The following is a 14,772-nucleotide window of genomic DNA, read 5'->3' as shown; positions in this document are numbered from 1 at the left end:
CCGTGCTCTCTCCTTGCGGTGAGAGCACAACAGTAAGGAATATAGCCGTGTCTAAAGAAAAATTTGAACGTACAAAACCGCACGTCAACGTCGGTACTATCGGCCACGTTGACCATGGTAAAACTACCCTGACTGCAGCAATCACTACCGTTCTGGCTAAAACCTACGGTGGTTCTGCTCGTGCATTCGACCAGATCGATAACGCGCCAGAAGAAAAAGCTCGTGGTATCACCATCAACACTTCCCACGTTGAATATGACACCCCGACTCGCCACTACGCGCACGTTGACTGCCCAGGGCACGCCGACTACGTTAAAAACATGATCACCGGTGCTGCTCAGATGGACGGCGCTATCCTGGTTGTTGCTGCGACTGATGGCCCGATGCCACAGACCCGTGAGCACATCCTGCTGGGTCGTCAGGTTGGCGTTCCTTTCATCATCGTGTTCCTGAACAAATGTGACATGGTTGATGACGAAGAGCTGCTGGAACTGGTTGAAATGGAAGTTCGTGAACTTCTGTCTCAGTACGACTTCCCGGGCGACGATACGCCAATCGTTCGTGGTTCAGCTCTGAAAGCGCTGGAAGGCGAAGCAGAGTGGGAAGCGAAAATCATCGAACTGGCAGGTCACCTGGATTCTTACATCCCTGAGCCAGAGCGTGCGATTGATAAGCCATTCCTGCTGCCAATCGAAGACGTATTCTCCATCTCCGGTCGTGGTACCGTTGTTACCGGTCGTGTAGAGCGCGGTATCGTTAAAGTTGGCGAAGAAGTTGAAATCGTTGGTATCAAAGATACAGCGAAATCAACCTGTACTGGCGTTGAAATGTTCCGCAAACTGCTGGACGAAGGCCGTGCTGGTGAGAACGTAGGTGTTCTGCTGCGTGGTATCAAACGTGAAGAAATCGAACGTGGTCAGGTACTGGCTAAGCCGGGCTCAATCAAGCCACACACCAAGTTCGAATCTGAAGTTTATATCCTGTCCAAAGATGAAGGCGGCCGTCATACTCCGTTCTTCAAAGGCTACCGTCCACAGTTCTACTTCCGTACAACTGACGTGACTGGCACCATCGAACTGCCAGAAGGCGTAGAGATGGTAATGCCGGGCGACAACATCCAGATGGTTGTAACCCTGATCCACCCAATCGCGATGGACGACGGTCTGCGTTTCGCAATCCGTGAAGGCGGCCGTACTGTAGGTGCGGGCGTTGTTGCTAAAGTTATCGCTTAATCGCTGATACCTTAGTATGAAAAAAGAGCGCTTCGGCGCTCTTTTTTTTTGTAATTTTTACCGCTTACAACCTGAACCAACATGTCTGTGCTATTGTAATCATAACTATTCTCATTTACACTTTGCGCGTAATTTGAACGGGAGTGCATATGTACGTTTGTCTGTGTAATGGTGTAAGTGATAAAAAAATTCGGCAGGCAGTGCGCCAGTTCCATCCACAATCTTTCCAGCAGCTTCGCAAGTTTGTGCCAGTGGGAAACCAATGTGGTAAGTGCGTTCGCGCGGCGAGAGAAATCATGCAAGAAGAGCTATTGCAGATCCCAGAATTTAAAGAGATTGCTTAATACAGTCACTTTTTTTTGACTTACTCCGTGCTACATCTACGCTTCATGTAGTGGAAGCGGAGGGAGTAAAAATGAAAGGTGATATTAAGATAATAAATTATCTCAATAAATTATTGGGAAACGAGCTTGTCGCGATCAATCAGTATTTTCTCCATGCGAGAATGTTCAAAAACTGGGGCTTAATGCGCCTCAACGACGTTGAATACCACGAATCCATTGATGAAATGAAACACGCCGATAAGTATATCGAGCGTATTTTATTCCTTGAAGGCATTCCTAACCTGCAAGATTTAGGCAGACTTCAGATTGGCGAAGATGTCGAAGAAATGCTTCAGTCCGACCTTAGACTAGAACTGGAAGGCGCTAAAGATTTGCGTGAAGCGATTGCTTACGCGGATACCGTTCATGACTATGTCAGTCGGGACATGATGATCCAAATCCTTGCTGAAGAAGAGCATCACATCGACTGGTTGGAAACAGAACTGGATCTGATCTCTAAAATTGGTTTGCAGAACTATATTCAGTCACAAATCAAAGAAGAGTAATATTCAGGCAAAGAGAGGCCTGGCCTCTCTTTTTTGCTCTCATGTGAGATTCAGCCAGCCTAAAACAATCATGCCCGCACAGGCCAGACAGGGGCCAAAAGGGAGTGTTTTATCTGCTGCTTTGTGCATCAAGATTCGTATCAAAGAAATGAAGATCCCAACGAAGGCCGCTATCAATACTACCGGCGGTAACGCTTGCCAGCCACACCATGCACCGATAGCTGCGAGCATTTTGAAATCTCCATACCCCATGCCTTCCCTACCCGTAGTGAGCCGAAAGCCCCAGTAAATTATCCAGAGCGCCAGATACCCAGCAACGACTCCGTATACGCCATCTTCAAGGGGAATGGTTCCATAAAGACTGTTGTAAATTAATCCTAACCATAGCAGTGGCAGAGTGAGTAGATCGGGTAGCAAGAGTACCTTGAGATCAATCGCACTGAGTGCGAGTACAAACCAGAAGAATATAGCTAAGGATAAAGCGGTTGTTGGTGAGGGGAATAATATGGCTAACATAGCAAAACCTAGCGCACACACGAACTCAATGACAGAATAACGCCAGGAGATTGTTGCGTTGCAATATCGGCAGCGCCCACGAAGAAGTAGCCAGCTCAGAAGCGGGATGTTGTCAAACCAGCGTAGCGAATGATGACATTCGGGACAAAAAGAATTGGGTAGCCACAAATTGATATCACCGCTGGATGTCTCTTTTGTGTCAAGCATTATGGGTAAGCGGTAAATCACGACATTCATAAAGCTACCTGAGATTAACCCGAGCAGCCCCATCCACAGCGAAAAGCCCCATCCAGATAATACTAAGCTATCCATTGCTTCCTGCCTTTTGCAAAACCAGTTTTTTTACAGCCAGGTTGCTGTTATTTTCTGGCTCTGCAGCCAGTTGCATTTCGCATGGCTGTAACCCCCAGTTTGTTTTGAGATCGTCAAGCCACAACACAAGCTTGTCGGTGGGAAGGGAAAAGGGTGTCACGGTGAGTTGGTCATCATCATGGGCCTGAATCGTGATGGTTAATTGAGCTTTGAGGGCGCTATCCATCACCACTTTTTCCATGTCTGTAGGAAGTACTTTTATTTTGACCAATCCTTGGCTTTCTGTTTCTGTTGTTATCCACACCAGACTTTCAGAGAGCTTTCGATTTTCTTGCAGTTGTCTACTGATGGTGTTGTTGAGCGGGACTACCACGCCATACCAGAAAAAAACCAACGCAAAAAACACACCTCCGGCGAGAAGCAGTCGTTGTTCACGCTGATTTTTGCTTAGCCACCAGGTCTTAATCATGTTTTTCACTCCTTAGGTGGTAGACGCCCGGAGCTGTATCGTCGGTGCGCTGTGTGAACATAAAATCAGCCTCGCTATTGCGCATTAATACATCGAGTGCAGAAAGTGAATCCGCTTGCACTTCAAGGTCAAAAGAGCGTTTTCTGAGATTGTAATCCATGCTGACAATGCGGATGCCTGGAGAGAGTTTTATGGCAGCATGCAGATGGCTGAGCTGGGTCATCGCATCTGGATAACTGTCTTTAATTTTCTGATTCAGATAGAACTTGTAGTTGTTATTGTGTTTGTCATTGGGGAAGTATTGCTGCCAGGTGGTCTGAATTCGTGCATTAATTTCATGGGCCTGGTTCGATAATTGCCCTATCGTTAGAGCCTTTAAAGAGAAAAAACACAACAGCGCCAGGCCAAGAGCGCTCCACAAAATGAGGCTTAGTTTTTTACTTACTCGCCTGGCTGGGGGCTTAGGCTTTAGCGCTCCACTAAGAAGATTGATGTGCGACATTGTCGCAATATCGTAGCAATGCTGCCCATCAATAGATTTAATACTATCGAAGGCTGTGGGTAACAATTCGCTGGTAATTATGGTTTCGGGTGCGTGCTCGTTTATCAGGTGTATGAACCAGGCTTCATCAATATGGGCTAGCTGATATTCGTTAAACCTGACTAACCAACCTTCATTATCTTTTTCGGCGCTCCAGCAATTTTCTTCATAGGGCAGGTGTAACCCATTGGGTAAAACCGATGTTATCTGTAAGCCCGCAGCAGTTAGGGGGAGCATTATTTTCTCAAGTTCAGCAATATTAATGCCCGCGACGTGAACGGCCTCTTTGCTATGCGCAAGCACTGTCCAGTGCAGTGATTCACTGTCGGCTATCATTGATTCTTCTGCGAGCCAGGCAATGGACTGGTTAGTTATTTTGTAACCAGCATTGGGCAAAATAAGCTTTCTGAACAGAATTTGCGACGGCGAGATAAAAAGCGTTAGGTTATCAGCCCCCGGCAGCCCATTCAGTTCAGAAAGCATATCGGACTTAAATCGCAGTGTCTGAGTGTTTTCATGGGATAACTGCTCGTATTCCCCTGCGTTGAAAAGAGCGCGAATTACCATTATTTCTGCCATTTATGGCATCCTTCCTGATTCATCCATAATAAAAAAACGACGTGAAAAGAGGCTCAATTTCGACGTTTCCCGATCGTAATAAAAACGGCTTTGCATTGATTGTGAGTAGTCCCCGACGATTGCAGTGCTATTGAGAGAGAAGAATTTGCTATGCATTACCAATAGTGTTTTGACTTCGGCATATTCTTTTCCGGCTGTCGGGAACTGTTTTTCCATCTGTTGGAAAAGATGTGCGGGAGCGCGCCAACCACCCTTTGGGCGCTCCGAGATAAGCTCTTTGGCATTCTCGACACTGAGCTGATCGATAAATAATGCGGCCAGCAACGGGGCCTGAACCTCTGTCAGATTATTGGGGTTAATTTGGATCTCTTTACCGGGTAATACACACAGTACAGGTGCGAGTTGGCGATAAAGTTCGGGTGTCATGCCCTTAATTTGCTTCAACTCTGAAATTGAAAACAGCGGTTGCCCCGCAGTGCGATGAGCGGTTTTGGCATTGCGGTAGTATTCGTCCTCAGCGCCGAAGCGCCGCGAATGATTATCTTCGTCAATAAAGTCGGCGATGGCGTCAATTAATGCAGCGGCTTGTGCATTATTAACACCTTCCGATTTGAGTAGCTCTTCAAACACTTTAACGTTGTAGGGGGTGGGTGTTTGAGGTTCTTGAGGAACATCCGCTAACGCATTGAGGTTATAACAAGTCTGATCGTCCCTGAGCTGCGCATTTACCGTAACACCTGTATCAAAGTTCAGCATTTGTGGCTGAGCCCAGTATTGCTCGTCGGACGTCATATGAGGGTTATCAGCGAGATCTTGTTTCAGGATCGCGGCGGCGCTCTCTTCGGCTGCGCGCAAAGCCCACTGTTGCTCCAGCCGTACCGTCTGCAACTCGCTGCGCTGCATGTCCGTTTGAAAACGCAGTGTCATTTCAGCAGCGAGTGCTGCCATGATGGCCAGAATCATCAATACAATTAGCAGCGCCATGCCTTTTTGTTTTGCCGTCATGATTTGCTCGCCTCGGTTTGAGGTTTACTGTTGTCAAAGACCGGCCAGGGGGCTGGAAATAGATAAACGCGGCGCACTGTTCCGTAGTCAGTCAGCGTTAATGACAACTCTATGGCATCAGGTAGATTGCTGCTGGTGATGGCTTCACTCCAGACTCCGCCAGAAAATGTACGGAGAGAAAAGGCGCTGACGTTGTTCAGCAGGGCGACCTGGTTCGGTTCTTCATCTGTGTCAGGGCTGGTGCGCACTGCGCGGTAGAGCGTGCCGTCCTGCAGATACCAGTGCACCGTCTGGATATCCGGGGTACAACAGCCGTTGAAAGTATTACTCCAGTTTTGCGTGGTGAATATTAAGCTGTTTTCAGCCGCGAACAGTGCCTGCCCAGTACTTCTTGAGCGTCGGGGGATTGCTTGAATAGCATCATTACTAAAGATGCTGACAGCACGTTGTAAGCGGCTGAATCGTTGCGTATACGCTTTATTCTGCGTATTACTTTTGAGCGCAACGGAGAGTAACTGCCATGCCGCAAAGCTGAGTAAAGAAAAGATTATCAGAGCGACTATCACTTCCAGCAGAGTAAACCCGCTCTGTGCTGATTTTTTCATTTATTGCTCGAGACAACGACGGGGCTATAGCGGCTCAGAGTGTAGAATTGTCCATTACTCTGAAAAACCTGAATGGTCTGCTGATGCATCCCTGTTCTCTCATCAAGTGAAACGGCGCTTGCCCAATTCCATGACTGGCTTGCCATTTCCACAGCTCCTTGCTGTTTATCGTTTTCAGCGCTGACAGGAAGAGATAATAATTCCTGTTCGCTAAGGTAGTTATCTGCAATCCAGCCTGCGAGAGCGCGTTCTGAAATACGCATTGTCGCATTAGTCTGGCCGCCGATTGCCGACATCAGTGCCATTGAGGCGGCGGCAAAAATACTCAGTGCCAGCAGAACTTCAAGAAGCGTCATTCCGGATTGTTTGGTGGCCATCAGGGGGCTTCTCCATTGCTGATAGCCAGCGGCAATACACCGCTGGACTGGATGGTAACCAGCGGGGTGCGCTCTTCACGTTCGACAATCTTGAGAGTAAAAGGTGTTATCTCCCCATCGGGCAAAAGGATTATTTGCGGAGATGAGTTGCCAGCAACGCCCTGGGGTTGCAAAGTAACGAGCCATGAATCATGCCACTCCCCATTTAATATCTGTTTTCTGGCGTTAGCTAATGGCTCCCAATGGATTTTACCTTTGCCGTTCGTTTCCATGGTTAACACCTGCCAACCCTGTTCCGTCATTAAGATACCTACAGGTTTTCCCTGATAAGTTGTCCAGTCCCAGGCGTATTCCAGTTGGGTATTAAATCGCTCTGCTGTATTTGCAGCCGAGCGCTGTTCTCCCTGGCTGAAACCGGATGACATCATGACGAGGCTGGCCGTGGCCGCCAGAATAACCAGTACCAGCATCACTTCCAGTAACGTGAATCCCTTGACCGCTTTCATAGGGCTATTTTTTGGTTTTATCCAACTGCCAGTTATTGAGATCGTCCTCGGTACCCGCTTCACCATCCGGGCCGGAAGAAAGCACGTCAATTTGCCCATGCTCACCAGGGCTTACCAGCAAATAGGCATTTCCCCATGGATCGGTTGGCAAACGCTTGATGTAACCTTCGTTGTTATAGTTTGCCGGTAATGGGTTGGTGGTGGGCTTGGTCACCAGTGCGTCCAGACCCTGCGAAGTGGTTGGGTAGCGATGGTTGTCAAGTTTGTACATATCCAGAGCGTTCTCTAATGCCACAATATCGCTGACGGCTTTTTGCTTATCAGCGCGTTCTTTGTTACCCATCAGATTGGGTACCACGAGACTTGCCAGCACGCCTAAAATGACAATGACCACCATCAGTTCTAACAGAGTGAAACCGCGTTGGGCGTGGGTACGAGGATTTTGCATTTGTGTTGTCCTTAACTAACAAGAGTATTGAGTTGAAGAATGGGTTGCAGGACTGAGACGACGATGAACAGCACGACACAGGCCATGGTAATAATGAGCGCCGGTTCGAACAGCGCCAGGGCTATTGCGATGCGGTTTTGCAGAAGCTTGTCCTGGTTGTCTGCGGCTCGTTCCATCAGTGCGCTGAGCTGGCCGCTTTTTTCCCCTGATGCGATCATGTAAAGCATCATCGGCGGGAAGAGGTTTGCTCTTTCAAGCGAGGCGTGAAAACCGCTGCCCTGGCGCACCCTGTCCGCCGCGTCAAATAAACGCTGACGTATTTCGAGGTTGGTAATCCCTTCTGCTGCAATGGTCATGCTGTCCAGGAGTGGAACACCGCTGGATTGCAGGATGCTCAGCGTTCGCACGTATCGCGCACTATTAATCGTGCAAATCAGGATATGTCCCGGAAATACGCTCATTAACTTTTTATGTATCAGGTGGCGGTTTGAGGGTTTTTTCAGCCAGAAAACATAGGCGGTTGAAAGTAGTGCAACCAATGCCAGGGCCCATGGCCCCTGATTCCGCAAAGCATCGCTGATAGCCAGAAGCGTGCGTGTTGAAAGTGGGAGTTGTTGTTTCATATGGATAAATTGCTCAACAACTTTAGGCACGACGGTGGTCAAGAGAATGGTCACGACGATAATCGCAACGGACGAAAGCATGACGGGATAGATCAATGCTTGTGTCAGCTTGCTGCGCATTTGCTGGCGGATTTCGTTGTAGTCAGCGAGCTTTTCGAGCACGGTACCGAGCAGACCACTTTGTTCACCGGCCTTGACGAGTGTGCAGTAAATCGTATCGAAGATTTTTGAGTAACCCATCAAGGCATGCGAAAGAGAATGTCCTTCGGTTACACGTTCACGAATGTCGCGAATGATGGTTGCGAACCTGGCATTACTGTTTTGCCGGGCGATCACCGCAAGGGACTCTTCCAGTGGCAGGGCTGCACTGGTGAGCGTGGCGAGCTGCCTCGTAAATAAGGCTAGTTCGCCGCCGCTTATTTTGACGCGCCGTTTAGTCACCAGAGGATTACCGTAAGACAATGACTTCTTTTCGTTAATTGACTGAGGAAACAGTCCTTGCGATCGTAGCCACTGACGAACTTCACGTGCATTCTCTGCCTCCAGCATTCCTTTGCTGGTTTTTCCTTCAGCATCCTGTGCTTGCCATGAGAATCTCATTCGCTTTGTATCTCTTGCTGCTGGCGCTGCGCAGTCACGCGCATGACCTCTTCCAGGCTGGTTTCACCCGCAATGACTTTATCGAGGCCATTATCGAGCAGGCTATGACATTGCTGGCGCAGAAGCGTTTCGATACTTTGTTCGTCGGTGTTGTTATGAATGGCAGCTCTGATTTCCGGTGTCACAACCATAATTTCATGAATGCCCATTCGCCCCTGGTAACCGGTGTGACGACAGGTCGGGCAGCCCTGAGCTGACCAGATTAGCTTTGGCTGTGGGATTCTGTTCTGGAATGCAGAAAGTTGATGGTCTGCAATCGTTTTTTGCATACGGCATTCCGGGCAGAGCCTGCGAACAAGGCGCTGAGCGATAACACCTATTAGCGAAGACGAGAGCAGGAAGGGTTCAACGCCCATATCTCGCAGACGCGTCACCGCTCCACTGGCGCTATTAGTGTGTAAAGTTGAAAGCACCAGATGGCCGGTTAATGAGGCCTGTACGGCAATTTGTGCCGTTTCATTATCTCGAATTTCCCCCACCATAACGATGTCAGGATCCTGGCGCAAAATCGCTCTTAATCCTCGGGCGAAAGACATGTCCACCCGACTGTTCACCTGCGTTTGCCCTACACCTTCGAGTTCGTACTCAATAGGATCTTCAACGGTTAGAATGTTGCGTTCCGGGCTATTAAGCGCGGAAAGAAGGGCATATAAAGTGGTACTTTTCCCTGAACCCGTCGGCCCGGTAACAAGAAGAATGCCGTGTGGCTGGTTGATTAGTTGTGCCAGATTTTGCTCATCATGAGCCGACAGCCCGAGGCTATTTAAAGACAGGCGCAAATTACTTTTATCCAGCAAACGTAAAACAGCGCGCTCTCCATATTGAGAGGGGAGCGTTGAGACACGCACGTCAATGTTACGCCGCCCAAGACGTAGCGTTATTCGACCATCTTGTGGGAGCCGTTTTTCCGCTATATCCAGCTTTGCCATTACTTTTATACGGGAGAGTAGTAGCGGGGCCAGTTTTTTACTGGGCTGTAAAATCGAGCGTAGAACGCCGTCAATCCTGAAGCGGATTGACAGGGTCTTTTCGAAGGTTTCGACGTGAATATCCGATGCGCCTTCTTTCACCGCTTCGCTCAGGATGGCGTTGATAAGCCGGATTACCGGGGCGTTATTATCGTCAGAAAGCAGGTCTTCGTTGTCAGGGATCTCCTCCGTCAGGGACATCAAGTCAATATCCTGATCGATATCCTGGGCAATTTGTTGCGACTCCCCTGAGCTTTGATGGAACAGTTGTTCGATTTTTGCCTCGAATGCTTCAGTATCCAGCGCCGTAAAGCGATGACATTGCTGCGCTAATGTTCTTGCTTCAAGCAGGATGTCGAGTGGTGTACCTCGTAGATAGAATAACTCTCCATTTTCAACGGTAACGCCATGTTTGCGTGCTGTTATATAGGAAAACAGTGCGTTTTCGCTCCTGGCTGATTCGACTTCCGGTCGCATGTTCTGATCCTTTATTCAGCCACTAAATGGGTTACGCGGCCCGGAAGTTTTAACCGGTGCTGTTGAGCCAGAGGATGGGGACTTGAAATCAATATCGTTCAAAACCGGGCGACTTTCGGCATCGACAACGCCAGTGGTGTGTTTCTCAATGCGCTCCTTCTGAAGAGACTGGAAACGAGTGTATTTATCTTTAGATAGCGAGCGATAGACGTCGTCATTTCTGATAATGGTTGGGCGAATAAACACCATTAGGTTGCGTTTATTTTTATCGGTTGAGGTGTAGCGGAACAGTTGGCCAATGAGGGGGATATCACCCAGCAATGGCACTTTGGAAACCTGCTCTTTTGTTGCGTCGTCAATTAAACCACCTAAAACAACAGTTTCACCGCTTTTTACCAGCACGGCATTCTGAATTGTTCGTGTGTTAAAGGTTGGGCCAAGGGTCGATGAGGTGGATGTGTTATCTACACTGGAAACTTCTTGCTCAATCTCCATTAGCACCGCATCACCTTCGTTGATTTGTGGGGTTACTTTCAGCTTGGTACCCACGGTCTTACGATCCACAGTATTAAATACGTTATCCCCTGACGTTGTTTGGGAACCAGATAACACTGGTACATCCTGGCCGACATTGAACGACGCCTCTTTGTTATCCAGCGTCACAATGCTGGGTGTGGAGAGAATATCGTTCTTACTGTTACTGGAAAGTGCAGTGAGTAGAACACTCCAGTCGCCATCAAAAAAGCCAGCAGCAAGCCCATTGAAGCTGCCAAGCGCGCTGTAAATTGGGTTGTTGCTGGTTATTCCACCCTCTTTTTCATATTGCTTCCTGCCCTGGGCTGCGTTAAAGATCGGTAATCCGGTCGAGGTAAACTGTTGGCCGCCCACCTGACTATTTGCCCATTGCACACCAAGGTTCATCCCGTTGCCGTCCTGGACCTCGACAATAATGGCTTCTACGAGTACCTGAGCGCGACGTATATCTAATTTACCAATGACATCTTCTAGCTGCTGCATGATGTTCTGATCGGCCGTGATGATCAGCGAGTTGGTTTGCTCATCAGCCGTAATAGACAAGTCATTTTCGGGTGTGGTGGTTTGTTGGGTCGGTTTCTTATCGTCTTTAAGTTTTTCCGAAATGCCGGTTAAAGCTTCAACCAGTTTTTCTGCTTTTGCATACTTTAGGTAGAAAACGCGTGTATTCCCCTCGTTAGGTTGTTCGCGGTCCAATTTGTCGATAAGCGTTATTGCACGTTGGCGGACTTTATCTGGTCCACTGACAATGAGTGAGTTGGTTCGTTTATCTGCAACCAATTTAGGTAGTAAGATTTGAGCAGGTTGCTCTTTCGATTCTTCGCGGACCAAATCATTGATGACATCCGCAAGATCCACCGCAGATGCATATTTCAGATGAATGACTTGTTGCTGCTGGCTACCCATAACATCAACACGTTTGACGACTTCCAGCAATCGATTAACCAGTGAGGCTCTACCGGTAATAATCAGGACGTTGGAGGGATCGTAATTCACTACATTTCCCACAGAGCCACCATCGGCCATTTGGCGTAACAAAGGGGCAAGTTCTCTGGCAGGAACATTTTGAAGGGTAACCACACGGGTGACGATTTCATCGCCAATACCCGGGCGTGAATTGTCTCTGATAGATCCTGGTGATGTTTTTAGCGAGGCGGATGGCACTACCTTTATTAATCCATTATCAAGGGTAACAACTGAAAAACCGTATAAATCCAATACGCTCAGGAAAAATTGATAGTATTCATCTTCATTGAAAATATCGTAGCTGCGAACAGAAATTGTTCCATTTACCGCAGGGTCAATAAGAATTGTTTTCCCGGTGTTTTGACTCACGGCATCAACAAACTCACGGATGTTCGCGTCTTTGAAATTGGCCGTATATTGCTCTGCTGATACAGGTGAAGTCGATTGGCCATAAATGAATAATGCAGTAGCCAGGGTATAAGCCAGGCGTAGGGCGGGAAATTTCATTTTAATTTTGATCCGTCATAGCAATTAATTCTTGTACTGATATTTTAATCAGCATGTCCTGATTGTTCCGAGACACTGTGAACTGGGCTGTGTCTGAAGTTTCGAGCTCCTGGGTAGCTAGTGCAACGGCATTCTCATTATTTAACAAGGTGTTATTTATTTTTATAACAATGTCGCTCGGTAGTAACTTTGATTTTATTAATTGTTCTCCATCCTTTTTGGGACGGATGCGTAGGCCAATGATCTCTCCATTTTCATAAATACTATTGATCACGAAAAAATCTGATAATGTTTTTTTTACCTGTTTTTCTGGAAAATCCATTTTTTCGTGCAATATGACATGTTCTTTGGTTTCTGCTAATAGCACTAATTCTTCTAAATGGTTTTCATTTTCAATTGTTACACTGTTCGAAGATATTTTACGAATGATAGCTGAATTAAATCCATCAAGTTTATCATTTTCATGGTAGTTTTTTTGCCCCTGAGGACTGGTAATTGTTGCCAGAGATTTTGCTGTGGAACTACTCATGATAATAGCATTGAGTGTGATGTTTAAATTGGTGTTTTGTGAATGAGTGTTTTCTATTTCCTTAATAGGTACCGTGATTTTTTCTGCAAGCGGGAATATGGGATTATCAATTGGCGAGTTTTTTTTATTCGCTTTGTTTATTATTTCCTGTATTGCATTCATTGTGTGAATATTATTGATGTAGGTTGTGAAATTGATGCCTGCTATAAAAATGCAAGCAGCTATTAACCATGTGTATAATAAATAAATTCTATACTTGTATAGATTAGAAAGCAGCCCTGCTGGCACGATAGATATTACCCATTATTAACATTTGGAAATCGTTGTCATGAACATAGACTATGGCATAATATAATTCTCATGTTATCTATTCAATGTTTTTTAATGGTGTTAAGGTAATTGCCAAACCCCAATTTTAGCTAGTAATAACTTCACCTGGAATTTTTAACAAATAATGTCTGTGGTATACTTCTTATGGAATCGGAATCCAAAAAAATTACTTCTACAAATATATATAGGATTGAATTAGATAATAAAAACACCATTACTTATTTAATTCAAAAGCTTTTTAGGGAAAGAATCGCTTTTATCAGCGGTGTTGCTGGAGGGGGGAAGTCCACGCTTGTTCGTCAACTTATTGAGAATTATCCAGGTAATGCAGCGATTTTTATTGTGGCAAGTTGGGGTAAGGGTTCTGCAAGTTTGTCTTTAGCAAATAACAATAAGTGGACACAGACTTTGCCATTTCGACATTTTAACCATTCATCTGAATGGGGTGAGACCCTTTCTCTCTGTATGAAATCAGCGAGTCCTGTTTTACTGGTACTCGAAAACGCACATTTAATGGGCAAAAGTCTTGTGAGCTTTGTGGCTCAATTTATGCAGGTTATATCCTGTACTGAGGCAGAAATTGCATTGCTTTTGGTTGGAGATGAAGAACTTAGACGCGATAAGAATCTCCTTGGCCTTAAACTAGCTCACGTCAAAATGCCGGTTCCGACTGTTGAAGAATGTCATCTCTTTATGTCCTCATGTCTCGCCTTTGAAGAAAACAAACTATCTGTATTTAGCATTGCGTTTACCGAGCGGATACTCAAACTGACAAACGGTAATCTAAGAGGGATGCAGCGAGTAGCTGATAGGGTGAAAGAACTCATTGGTGAAGGAAGCAATGGCCCCCTTAGTCAGCAACAGGAAAAGACAATCATCTCAGAGGTGATGGGTAGGTGGCGTAAAGGCCTGCGCTGTAGTGGGGTGTTATTGATCTATGCAATGCTTGGCTCTGGGTTGGGGTGGTCTTTATTCGGTGTAATAGAGCCAGCGCTACCTATCCCTTCCTGGCTTCTTAAGCCACTTCCTGCGGCTAAAGCGGTTGTAAAAGAACCCGATATTTTTGCGCAACAAACTACGAGTCAAGACGGGCTAATCAAACTTTTTAACGTTTGGGGGTATGACGTCTCCGTGGAAGAAGCATGGTGTGATCAGGCTTCAAGGGCTGAACTGGAATGCGTGTCAGGTAAGTCATCATTAAAAAATCTGGAACAGCAGGACTTACCTTGGATAGCCAGGTTAACGGCAGGAACTCAGTCTGTGTATGCGGTGGTGATCAGTGCAAACGAAAATACGTTGGATCTTTTGATTCATCAGTCCACCTGGACTGTAAAACGTAGTTGGTTTGAAACCATGTGGAAAGGGGAGTACACGCTGCTGTGGAAACCTGCGCCTGGTATGACAAATTTAATCAATTCCAAAAGCGAGCAGGAAACGGTGATGTGGCTAGATACTCTATTAAGTCGCGTGCTTAATGTGCCCCTCTCGACAAAAGGAGAGTGGACGCCTGTGGTCACGGAGAAAGTAAAACTTTTTCAGAAACAAAACCACCTCTATGCCGATGGCGTAGCGGGGAAATCAACCTTGATAAAATTAATGCAGGTATCGAAACAAAGCCCTGTGGTTATGCAAAATATTCCCGCTCAAAATACAGCAGAGGGCAACAATACTATTCCTGCATCGTTAGTAAGGTAACAGT

The 14,772-nt window shown here is 46.6% G+C and carries 16 protein-coding genes; 4 read left to right on the top strand and 12 right to left on the bottom strand.

Translation table 11 applies throughout. From position 1 onward, the window contains the following. The first annotated feature begins 47 nt into the window (after nucleotides 1-47). From tuf to bfr, 3 genes are all read left to right on the top strand, one after another. Nucleotides 48-1,232, top strand: a complete 1,185-nt coding sequence (tuf, locus tag AB1E22_RS07730; RefSeq protein WP_367594800.1) for an elongation factor Tu — start codon at nucleotides 48-50, stop codon at nucleotides 1,230-1,232. Nucleotides 1,233-1,381: 149 nt separating this feature from the next. Further along, a complete protein-coding gene (gene bfd, locus AB1E22_RS07725; protein WP_183273264.1) occupies nucleotides 1,382-1,576 on the top strand; it encodes a bacterioferritin-associated ferredoxin in 195 nt (64 codons plus the stop codon). Nucleotides 1,577-1,647: 71 nt separating this feature from the next. Further along, nucleotides 1,648-2,121 (top strand): bacterioferritin, encoded by a 474-nt coding sequence (gene bfr / locus AB1E22_RS07720; RefSeq protein ID WP_367594799.1) that lies wholly within the window; start codon nucleotides 1,648-1,650, stop codon nucleotides 2,119-2,121. Between the two features lie 39 nt (nucleotides 2,122-2,160). Here bfr and AB1E22_RS07715 read toward each other — a convergent pair whose 3' ends face one another. From AB1E22_RS07715 to AB1E22_RS07660, 12 genes are read right to left on the bottom strand one after another with little or no spacing between them, the layout of a single operon-like run. Next, nucleotides 2,161-2,949: a prepilin peptidase gene (locus AB1E22_RS07715; RefSeq protein ID WP_367594798.1), complete on the bottom strand. Its 789-nt coding sequence runs from the start codon at nucleotides 2,947-2,949 to the stop codon at nucleotides 2,161-2,163. After that, nucleotides 2,942-3,418 carry a type II secretion system protein GspM gene (gene gspM / locus AB1E22_RS07710; RefSeq protein ID WP_367594797.1) on the bottom strand — a complete coding sequence of 159 codons (477 nt, stop codon included), beginning with the start codon at nucleotides 3,416-3,418 and terminating at the stop codon, nucleotides 2,942-2,944. The genes AB1E22_RS07715 and gspM overlap by 8 nt, the downstream gene beginning before the upstream one ends. Next, nucleotides 3,411-4,538, bottom strand: coding sequence for a type II secretion system protein GspL (gene gspL, locus AB1E22_RS07705; RefSeq protein ID WP_367594796.1), 1,128 nt, complete (start codon nucleotides 4,536-4,538; stop codon nucleotides 3,411-3,413). Before gspL ends, gspM begins: the two co-directional genes overlap by 8 nt. After that, the gene (gspK, locus tag AB1E22_RS07700) at nucleotides 4,539-5,543 is read right to left on the bottom strand and encodes a type II secretion system minor pseudopilin GspK (protein WP_367594795.1); all 1,005 of its coding nucleotides are present in this window, start codon (nucleotides 5,541-5,543) and stop codon (nucleotides 4,539-4,541) included. Then, nucleotides 5,540-6,148 (bottom strand): type II secretion system minor pseudopilin GspJ, encoded by a 609-nt coding sequence (gene gspJ, locus AB1E22_RS07695; RefSeq protein WP_367594794.1) that lies wholly within the window; start codon nucleotides 6,146-6,148, stop codon nucleotides 5,540-5,542. The genes gspK and gspJ overlap by 4 nt, the downstream gene beginning before the upstream one ends. Further along, on the bottom strand, nucleotides 6,145-6,525 hold the full coding sequence (gspI, locus tag AB1E22_RS07690) for a type II secretion system minor pseudopilin GspI (protein WP_367594793.1): 381 nt from the start codon (nucleotides 6,523-6,525) through the stop codon (nucleotides 6,145-6,147). The genes gspJ and gspI overlap by 4 nt, the downstream gene beginning before the upstream one ends. After that, the gene (gene gspH, locus AB1E22_RS07685) at nucleotides 6,525-7,031 is read right to left on the bottom strand and encodes a type II secretion system minor pseudopilin GspH (RefSeq protein WP_367594792.1); all 507 of its coding nucleotides are present in this window, start codon (nucleotides 7,029-7,031) and stop codon (nucleotides 6,525-6,527) included. Before gspH ends, gspI begins: the two co-directional genes overlap by 1 nt. Before the next feature lie 4 nt (nucleotides 7,032-7,035). Beyond that, nucleotides 7,036-7,479 (bottom strand): type II secretion system major pseudopilin GspG, encoded by a 444-nt coding sequence (gene gspG / locus AB1E22_RS07680; protein WP_367594791.1) that lies wholly within the window; start codon nucleotides 7,477-7,479, stop codon nucleotides 7,036-7,038. 11 nt (nucleotides 7,480-7,490) lie between these two features. Beyond that, complete coding sequence (gene gspF / locus AB1E22_RS07675; RefSeq protein ID WP_367594790.1) at nucleotides 7,491-8,702, bottom strand: type II secretion system inner membrane protein GspF; 1,212 nt, start codon at nucleotides 8,700-8,702, stop codon at nucleotides 7,491-7,493. Beyond that, entirely contained in the window at nucleotides 8,699-10,207 is a 1,509-nt protein-coding gene (gspE, locus tag AB1E22_RS07670) for a type II secretion system ATPase GspE (protein ID WP_367594789.1), read from the bottom strand. Before gspE ends, gspF begins: the two co-directional genes overlap by 4 nt. A gap of 15 nt (nucleotides 10,208-10,222) precedes the next feature. Beyond that, entirely contained in the window at nucleotides 10,223-12,214 is a 1,992-nt protein-coding gene (gene gspD / locus AB1E22_RS07665) for a type II secretion system secretin GspD (RefSeq protein ID WP_367594788.1), read from the bottom strand. A 1-nt stretch (nucleotide 12,215) separates the two neighbouring features. Continuing rightward, complete coding sequence (locus AB1E22_RS07660; RefSeq protein WP_367594787.1) at nucleotides 12,216-13,031, bottom strand: type II secretion system protein N; 816 nt, start codon at nucleotides 13,029-13,031, stop codon at nucleotides 12,216-12,218. 186 nt (nucleotides 13,032-13,217) lie between these two features. On the opposite strand from AB1E22_RS07660, the gene AB1E22_RS07655 reads away from it, so the two are divergent. Continuing rightward, nucleotides 13,218-14,768, top strand: coding sequence for an AAA family ATPase (locus AB1E22_RS07655; protein WP_367594786.1), 1,551 nt, complete (start codon nucleotides 13,218-13,220; stop codon nucleotides 14,766-14,768). The last annotated feature ends 4 nt before the right edge of the window (nucleotides 14,769-14,772 follow it).

The sequence above is a fragment of the Buttiauxella gaviniae genome (assembly GCF_040786275.1).
GTDB lineage: Bacteria > Pseudomonadota > Gammaproteobacteria > Enterobacterales > Enterobacteriaceae > Buttiauxella > Buttiauxella gaviniae_A.
Note: the sequence above shows the minus strand (reverse complement) of the source record. Positions and strands in the feature narration are given on the sequence as shown.

Excerpts from the sequence above, each read along its gene's own strand:
- bfd (WP_183273264.1), top strand. The coding sequence starts at position 1,382 with ATGTACGTTTGTCTGTGTAATGGTGTAAGTGATAAAAAAATTCGGCAG.
- bfr (WP_367594799.1), top strand. The coding sequence starts at position 1,648 with ATGAAAGGTGATATTAAGATAATAAATTATCTCAATAAATTATTGGGA.
- AB1E22_RS07715 (WP_367594798.1), bottom strand. The coding sequence starts at position 2,949 with ATGGATAGCTTAGTATTATCTGGATGGGGCTTTTCGCTGTGGATGGGG.
- gspM (WP_367594797.1), bottom strand. The coding sequence starts at position 3,418 with ATGATTAAGACCTGGTGGCTAAGCAAAAATCAGCGTGAACAACGACTG.
- gspL (WP_367594796.1), bottom strand. The coding sequence starts at position 4,538 with ATGGCAGAAATAATGGTAATTCGCGCTCTTTTCAACGCAGGGGAATAC.
- gspK (WP_367594795.1), bottom strand. The coding sequence starts at position 5,543 with ATGACGGCAAAACAAAAAGGCATGGCGCTGCTAATTGTATTGATGATT.
- gspJ (WP_367594794.1), bottom strand. The coding sequence starts at position 6,148 with ATGAAAAAATCAGCACAGAGCGGGTTTACTCTGCTGGAAGTGATAGTC.
- gspI (WP_367594793.1), bottom strand. The coding sequence starts at position 6,525 with ATGGCCACCAAACAATCCGGAATGACGCTTCTTGAAGTTCTGCTGGCA.
- gspH (WP_367594792.1), bottom strand. The coding sequence starts at position 7,031 with ATGAAAGCGGTCAAGGGATTCACGTTACTGGAAGTGATGCTGGTACTG.
- gspG (WP_367594791.1), bottom strand. The coding sequence starts at position 7,479 with ATGCAAAATCCTCGTACCCACGCCCAACGCGGTTTCACTCTGTTAGAA.
- gspF (WP_367594790.1), bottom strand. The coding sequence starts at position 8,702 with ATGAGATTCTCATGGCAAGCACAGGATGCTGAAGGAAAAACCAGCAAA.
- gspE (WP_367594789.1), bottom strand. The coding sequence starts at position 10,207 with ATGCGACCGGAAGTCGAATCAGCCAGGAGCGAAAACGCACTGTTTTCC.
- gspD (WP_367594788.1), bottom strand. The coding sequence starts at position 12,214 with ATGAAATTTCCCGCCCTACGCCTGGCTTATACCCTGGCTACTGCATTA.
- AB1E22_RS07655 (WP_367594786.1), top strand. The coding sequence starts at position 13,218 with ATGGAATCGGAATCCAAAAAAATTACTTCTACAAATATATATAGGATT.